This is a genomic window from uncultured Olegusella sp., from assembly GCF_947253395.1.
In the GTDB taxonomy this organism is placed as follows: domain Bacteria; phylum Actinomycetota; class Coriobacteriia; order Coriobacteriales; family Atopobiaceae; genus Olegusella.
The window spans coordinates 1-4391 of record NZ_CAMXYY010000113.1 but is presented as its reverse complement, the minus strand read 5'-3'; the positions used below and the strand labels follow the sequence as shown (position 1 = coordinate 4391).

3 protein-coding genes are annotated in these 4391 nt (G+C 50.7%); 2 read left to right on the top strand and 1 reads right to left on the bottom strand.

The window, feature by feature from the left end:
- Both Q0X25_RS07425 and Q0X25_RS07420 read left to right on the top strand, forming a co-directional pair.
- A partial coding sequence (locus Q0X25_RS07425) for a class I SAM-dependent methyltransferase (RefSeq protein ID WP_298580691.1) occupies positions 1 to 1081 on the top strand: 1081 nt, incomplete at its 5' end.
- A 207-nt stretch (positions 1082 to 1288) separates the two neighbouring features.
- Entirely contained in the window at positions 1289 to 3013 is a 1725-nt protein-coding gene (locus Q0X25_RS07420) for a phospho-sugar mutase (protein ID WP_298580688.1), read from the top strand.
- A gap of 216 nt (positions 3014 to 3229) precedes the next feature.
- Here Q0X25_RS07420 and Q0X25_RS07415 read toward each other — a convergent pair.
- Positions 3230 to 4391, bottom strand: a 1162-nt coding sequence (locus Q0X25_RS07415) for a C39 family peptidase (protein WP_298580685.1), incomplete at its 5' end; no start/stop codon positions are given.

The window sequence follows — 4391 nt, the reverse complement described above, 5'->3', positions numbered from 1 at the left end:
ACAGGTGGAACTATCTTCAAGCGAGCAATTTGCCCGCCGCTTGGAAAAAACTTGGCGCCTGCGTCGCAAGTGGGCTCGTCGCGAGGATATAGGCGCCTATCGCGTATATGATGCTGACCTCCCTGATTATGCGGTCGCTATTGAGCGTTTTGAGCCTTCAACGCTCATTGATGAAAGCAAATATGGTGGAACAGGAGGGGGTCCTTGGGCGGTATTGTCTGAGTACGCGGCACCCAAGGAAATTGATCCTGCTTTAGCACATACGCGACTTTCGGATGCTCTTGCTATTACAGCGCCTGTGTTAGAGGTAGCCACAAACGATGTCTTTGTGCGCCAGCGTCTGCGTGCTCGCGGTGGCTCACAATATGCAAAACGCCAGGTCATACGTGATAGCACAGCAAAGAAGGGAAAGCTTGCTCTAGCTGCTGGAGCACACCTAGTAGATGAGGGTGGACTGACTTTTGAGCTCAATTTTTCGGGTGGGCTGGACGTCGGACTTTTCCTAGATACCCGTGATATTCGCGCACGTATTCGCGAGATGGCCAAGGCAACTGCGGGCTCTAAGCGTTTCTTGAATCTTTTTGCCTATACGGGTAGTGCGAGCTGTTATGCTGCGGATGGCGGTGCCAAATATACGACAACAGTTGACCTTTCCCGTCCCTATCTGGAGTGGGCTGAGCGCAATATGGTGCGCAACGGTTTTGGTGGCCCCGAGCATGAATATATACAAGCGGATGTCTTGAGCTGGGTACATGAGCAACGCCATACACGCAATCGCTGGGATTTGATTTATCTCGATCCTCCGACTTTCTCCAATTCCTCACGCATGAAAAGTTCTTCGTTTGATATTCAGCGAGACCATGCGGAACTCTTGATTGATGTTTCACGTTTGCTGACACGGGCGGGCAGCTGTGTGTTTTGCTGCAATTTGCGAGATTTTGTACCAGAGCGTGAAAAACTTGACAAAGCAGGAGTAGAGCTGAGCGATATTACTGACCAAACAATCCCCGAGGATTTTTTGCGCAATAAGCGTATTCATCATTGTTATATCGTGCGGCGCTGCCGGCCAAGTGCGGACTAGCTAGTCTGCTCATATACCAGCTTTGCTTGAGAAAAGAGGGAGGATACACGTCATTTGCCCGTTTCGGGTGACAGACTTGTTCTTTAGCCTTGGTAAATACCACCTTCTGCCGTCTTGCTCGGCTTTCATGCACTCTGTCGGGGTAAACTAAATTAAGTATGCGAGAAGGCCGTAGACAAGTATCGCGGCTCGACAGAAAGGCTGACTATGGACAAAGAGATTCAGGACAAGGTACAGCTTTGGGCTGAGAACATCACAGAAGCCGATCTCAAATCTGAGCTCGAAGACCTGATGGCCCCTGGAAATGAGGAAAAACTCAACGATGCATTTTATCGTGATCTTGAGTTTGGCACGGCAGGTCTGCGCGGCACGATTGGTGTTGGTACCAATCGTATGAATGTGCATGTTGTGGCTCAGGCCACTCAAGGCGTTGCAGATTATCTGAATGCTCACTACGAAAATCCATCGCTGGCGCTTGCCCGTGATTCTCGTCTTAAGGGTGAAGATTTCCAAAAGGTCGCAGCAGGAGTTTTGGCTGCAAATGGCATCCATGTATATGTATATCCTCGTATCGAGCCTGTACCGACGCTATCATTTGCTGTGCGCTACCTGCATACTTCTGCCGGTATTGTACTGACTGCTTCGCACAATCCTGCTCAGTACAACGGTTACAAGGTCTATGACGACAACGGCTGCCAGATTGCCAATGAAGCTGCCGATGAGATTTCCGCTTCTATCGCGCGCACGCCCATGTTTGGCGCAGTTAAGATGATGGACTTTGACGAAGCCTTGGCTCAAGGGTTGGTTGAGTGGACGCCTGAGGAAGTGCTCGACAACTTTATTGAGGCTGTCAAAAAGGTCTCTGTTCCTGGTTTTAAGGCTCCCGAGGGTTTCAAGGTAGTCTATACACCGCTTAATGGCACCGGTATGGAGTGCGTCACACGCATCCTCAAGGAGATTGGTGTTGAGGACGTTACCGTTGTTCCTGAGCAAGCAGAGCCTGACGGGCACTTCCCAACTTGCCAGTATCCTAACCCCGAGTTCCGTGAGGCGCTGCAGTTGGGCTTGGATTTGTGCGACAAGGTCAAGCCAAATTTCATGGTGGCTACCGACCCTGATGCTGACCGTATGGGTTGCGCTATTCCCCACAATGGTGGCTATGTTTTGCTTAACGGCAATGAGATGGGCATATTGCTGATGGACTGGCTGGCAGCTATGGCCAAGGAAAATGGCGAGGATGTTACCCGCAAGGTCGCTGTTTCTACCATCGTTTCTTCTGTCATGGCTGACGCTGTGGCTCGTGATTATGGCTTTGAGCTGCGCCGCGTGCTGACGGGCTTTAAGTATATTGGCGGCCAAATTGACCTGCTTAAAGATGCGGGTGAAGAAGACCGCTACCTCATGGGCTATGAGGAGAGCTATGGTTACCTCGTAGGTACCCATGCTCGTGACAAGGATGCAATCGTGGCCACGATGCTTGCCGTAGAGATGAGTGCGTATTACGCAGCTAAGGGCATGGATCTCTATGAGGCTATGGATGTCTTGTATCAGAAATATGGCTACTATCTCAACGGCACGGTCAATGCTTCCTTCCCAGGTGCTGCAGGTGCTGCACGCATGGCAGAGATTATGGCTGGTTTGCGCGAGAAGCCTCTGACCGAGATTGCTGGCTACAAGGTTATCGGTACTACCGACTTTGCTACGGGTGCTCAAATGGCTATTGTGAGCGGCCTTCAGAAGGAGCCCAAGCAAACCTTGCCCAAGGCAAACGTTATCGAGTATTGCTTGGAAGACGAAAACAAGGTTATTTTCCGTCCTTCTGGCACCGAGCCCAAAGTCAAGGCATACCTCTTTGCTAAGGGAGCAACACGCGCCGAGGCCGAAGAGGTTGAGGCAAAACTTCGTGCTGCGTGCGAGAAGATCCTCTCGTAGCTTGGCGCTTTGTTGATGCGATCGAATTTACAAAGCCCACGCCATGTGTTGTGGGCTTAGAGGATAAATGTTCGTCTAGACAAGAGGTGTTGACGCAGGTCAGCACCTCTATTTCTGGAGCCTTCTCTTGCAAGTTTGTTTTGCTGAGATTACATCTATGAGGCAAACGCGAGGGAGCATAACGAGGCAAATCACCTCGTTATGCAAGGGGTTTACTTACTGATTTGATTCCTCATCGCCCGTCTCTGTTTGCGACGAGGCATTCTCATCGGTATTGCTTGTGTCAGAGCCGTCCTCGTTGTTGTCTGAGTTTTCATCTCCTGTGTCGCCTTGAGGAGCAGCAGCTACCGAGTACAGTGCGCTTGCACTTGAGCTGATGGTACCTGCATCCCAACTGTGGGAAGACACCGCCGACGAGGTGGGATCATACACGACGAGCGAGCCATCGTTGCCATAGCCAATGACCAGTATCCAATGTGCCGATGCCGTAAGGCTATCGTCTTTTACTTGTACCAAAGCAGGACTTCCATTACCCAAAATCGAGTAAAGATTGTCCTTGCTCACTTCCATTGAAGTAACGCTGAGACCCACCGTCGAGATGCCCTTGTCAAAGAAAGACGTTGCCATGCCCGTGTCACCAGAATCTGCGCCTGCGTCAGCAATTGCTTTGGCAATCGTGGCGGGAGTCTGGTCGGTTTTACCAGTGAGACCCATATAAGCCATGGCAAGTGAAGTGGGAGCCGAGCCCGTGACGCCAAGAGCGCCATCACCAAAATCCACATTACCCCAGCGAGAATCCCAATTAAAGAGCAAAGGATAGGTACCTTTTTCAACAGTGTCTTCATATGCACCGCTGGTGTGGTCGGCATCGGGGTAGGTGAGAACAAACTTAATAGCAGTAGGCTCGTTAACAGCCAAATCAATCATGCGGCTATCTTTGTATTTATCAGCATTTTTAGCAATCTTGTACAAGCTGTCAGCATTATCCAAAGCAGGAGTGAGCTTACTGGTGATGTCAGGAGACGCACTTGCTGAGACTCTCGCGTCCTGAGAGTTGACTGAACTAGTTGAATTGTCTTTTTTGCCTGCTCCAGAAGTACATCCGCGGACACAGCTTGAGATAGCAAATATCAAAATCAACAGAGCAATAATGCCGCCAGCAAGGATGAGGAGACTACGTTGATCTAGATTAGAAAGCAGACCGCCTTTGCGGCCACTAAAGTTGATGCCGCGCTGGCGCAATGAGTATCCCGTGTCATGTCCGTTGATGGTGCGATAATTGCGGTTGGAGCGGTAGGGGCGTTGACCGCCACGCCTGTCATGAGAAGTACCCTGTCCAGAACGGTATCCACGACGAGCGCCTTGACTTGCTCCACTC

What these genes read in the sequence shown, in the direction of transcription:
- Q0X25_RS07420 (WP_298580688.1), top strand. Translation starts at nt 1,289, where the DNA reads ATGGACAAAGAGATTCAGGACAAGGTACAGCTTTGGGCTGAGAACATC.